4 protein-coding genes are annotated in these 2838 nt (G+C 44.2%); 3 read left to right on the top strand and 1 reads right to left on the bottom strand.

The window, feature by feature from the left end:
* Nucleotides 1-177 precede the first annotated feature (177 nt).
* Nucleotides 178-810 (top strand): VC0807 family protein, encoded by a 633-nt coding sequence (locus tag PN466_RS23425; RefSeq protein WP_271944543.1) that lies wholly within the window; start codon nt 178-180, stop codon nt 808-810.
* Nucleotides 811-832: 22 nt separating this feature from the next.
* Here the strand turns inward: PN466_RS23425 and PN466_RS23420 are convergent, their stop codons facing one another.
* Nucleotides 833-1030, bottom strand: a complete 198-nt coding sequence (locus PN466_RS23420; RefSeq protein ID WP_271944541.1) for a hypothetical protein — start codon at nt 1028-1030, stop codon at nt 833-835.
* A gap of 367 nt (nt 1031-1397) precedes the next feature.
* Here PN466_RS23420 and PN466_RS23415 point away from each other — a divergent pair, with 367 nt between their 5' ends.
* Together PN466_RS23415 and PN466_RS23410 are read left to right on the top strand one after the other, a co-directional pair.
* The gene (locus tag PN466_RS23415; protein WP_271944540.1) at nt 1398-1523 is read left to right on the top strand and encodes a hypothetical protein; all 126 of its coding nucleotides are present in this window, start codon (nt 1398-1400) and stop codon (nt 1521-1523) included.
* A 44-nt stretch (nt 1524-1567) separates the two neighbouring features.
* The gene (locus PN466_RS23410) at nt 1568-2593 is read left to right on the top strand and encodes an ABC transporter permease (protein ID WP_271944538.1); all 1026 of its coding nucleotides are present in this window, start codon (nt 1568-1570) and stop codon (nt 2591-2593) included.
* Nucleotides 2594-2838: the final 245 nt, after the last annotated feature.

Here is a 2838-nt window from a genome sequence, read left to right as displayed (position 1 = left end):
TCTCAGGGATTTTTTGGGCAAGTAACCCTCTAATCTGATGCTATGGTTATGCGATCGCGACCATTGAGTTGATGTTTTCAGCAAAATACCACCGAAAAAGGTCGCTATAGCGACCTTTGAGCTGCCTTGTCACCCCTTGAGCTGTAGGACATAGCTAAACTAAAAGAAAGAAAACACATGAACCATCAAAATCAATCAGAAACCTGGTGGCATTCAATAAGACAGCGCTTCCCCTGGAGGCAGTTCATCATTGGAGGGCTAATTCCACTTGTAATCTTTTATCTATTTCATCGTTTTGACAAGCCTTTGATTGGTGCCCTGTTAGCTGCTGGGTGGGCGGTTGGAGTTGCTGCCATAACTCATTTAGCATTTAAGAAAATCAATCTCTTTGCCCTATTGTCTATCCCTTTAACTCTTATTGAAATTGTGGGTATAATAGTTACACTTAATCCAGAATTTTATCTGGCTACAGCGGCGATCGATCACACGATTTGGGGATTTGTTTTTCTTGGATCATTAGGATTTTCTCGCCCCTTAATACTTATCTTTGCTGAAGCGATGGGGGAAATTCCGAAATCACAGGAGTTAGGGGAGTTTCGTAAGTCTGAAGAATTTAAGTCTGCCTGGGTCATTCTGACTATTATATGGGGAATTGTACATCTAATTGCGGCAGTCTTATTGACTTTATCCCAAATTTGGTTGTCACTTGAAATTTTTCTGATTATGCGTACAGCTTTCAGCACTCCTTTGTTGGCCGTGTTAGTAGCCTTTAGTTTTTGGTTTCCAAGATGGTATTGGAACCGATCTTAGTTGTCCCTTGAACTTTTGATCGTTAAACGGTTCTTGCCTGAATGAATTGACGCAATGCTTCTTCTGCTGCAATTTCATCTTCTTGAGCTTGCTCTAAAAATAGTTTTCCCAGGCTAATCCATGCAGTGCCAAGCGCTGTTCTCCCAATGTATTTTGTTGATGGGTAGCAATTCCCGAAATCATCCGTACTTACCTTATGTAATGGTGGAAATACCTCCACAATTCCTCATAGTAATCATTGAACATAACATCGAGAATCTGGAATTTTAAAGGACTCAAGACAACATTGATAAGCTCGTGTGGGTAGTCATTCTTCTTAGGAGACCAGAAGTGGAAGGTTTTTAGAGAAAGGTGTTCGTTTAAGAAACTACCATCTATAAAAATTCCATCAAGTCCTCGGTGGTTTGAGGGTGCTGAGTAACGTAAAATTAAATCATAGGAAGCTTGGTAAATAGTCTCTGCATCATCACTAGGAATCTCGAAGGTGCGATCTATTTGAGGTTTACCCAATCCCTCCATGACCGAGATAAATAGTCCTGTCTCCATACCAGACCTAAGTATAACCCAAATGGATCTTCGGTGGAACGATGGCCGGAAATCGAGTTGTAATTGGTAATCATCCATATCTATTGATCCTGTTGGGTATGCTGCGATCGCCAGAAACTCCCGTCCATGTAGAAATTCTCAGCGATCGCAGTCCCGATCGCCCCTAAAATAGGGACTAATTGAGCAACTATAGTATAAAGTTACCGATTCTATGTCCCGTTCTAAGGCTCTCCAGTATTATATTCTGGCTCGTGTGTTGCTGGCTCCCCTGATGTTGTGGCTGATTGTCACTTTGGTCTTCCTATTATTAAGGGCGACTCCGGGCGATCCCGTGGATGCTATTTATGGGGCGAGAGCGTCCGCAGAAGCGAAGGAACAATTGCGACAACAATTAGGCTTAGATTTGCCTTTGGGGTTGCAATACCTAAATTATTTGGGCCGTTTGTTGCAATTGGATTTGGGGACATCCTTAACCAGTCGCGGACAAACGGTTTGGGATATTATTGGCTTGCATTTTCCGGCAACGATGGAGTTGGCCGTGTGCAGTATGGGGGTGGCGCTGGCGATCGGGATTACGATTGGCACATTGGCAGCTTCGCGTCCCAATACACCTTTGGATGTGGGCGCTCGGTTGTTTAGCATTATTACTTATTCAGTACCGCCGTTTTGGGCGGGAATGCTGTTGCAGTTAATTTTTGCAGTGGAGTTGCAATGGTTTCCTTTAGGCACTCGCTTTGCTCTGGGGGAAACGCCTCCCCAAGGGCCGACGGGACTTTATGTGATGGATAGTATATTAAGTGGGAATTTGGGACAGCTTTGGGTCTCCATTCATCATTTAGCCCTGCCGTCTTTGACGTTAGGGTTGTTGCTCAGTGGGATTTTTGAGCGGATAGTGCGGGTGAATCTACAACAAACTCTGAAGGCGGATTATGTGGAAGCAGCCAAGGCACGGGGAATTCCGGAGTTGAGGATTTTGCTCTCCCATGCCCTGAAAAATGCGTTGATTCCGGTGATTACGATTTTGGGGTTGACGTTAGCGGCGCTGTTGGGGGGAACTGTGTTGACCGAGGTGACGTTTTCTTGGCCGGGTTTGGGCAATCGGTTGTATGAGGCAATTAGCGATCGCGATTACACCACCGTTCAAGGGGTTGTCGTATTCTTCGCTTCTATTGTTGTAATGGCTAGTATTGCGATCGATATTCTCAATGCTTATGTCGATCCGAGGATTCGATATTAAACTGATAAGCTCAGTTAATATCATCAATCAGGATCGTTAAATTAAAAGAGCTTTACAAAACTACACAAAGTTGTTTATATTAGAGATGTGGACGGAAATTAGCCGCCACAGAACCTAGAAAAATAAATAGCCATCATAAAAGCATGACCACAACTCTCCAACAAAGCTCCAACGCGAGCGCTTGGGAGCGGTTTTGTCAGTGGGTAACCTCAACCGAAAACCGCCTCTATGTAGGCTGGTTCGGC

It is taken from the genome of Roseofilum reptotaenium CS-1145, assembly GCF_028330985.1.
GTDB lineage: Bacteria > Cyanobacteriota > Cyanobacteriia > Cyanobacteriales > Desertifilaceae > Roseofilum > Roseofilum reptotaenium.
Note: the sequence above shows the minus strand (reverse complement) of the source record. Positions and strands in the feature narration are given on the sequence as shown.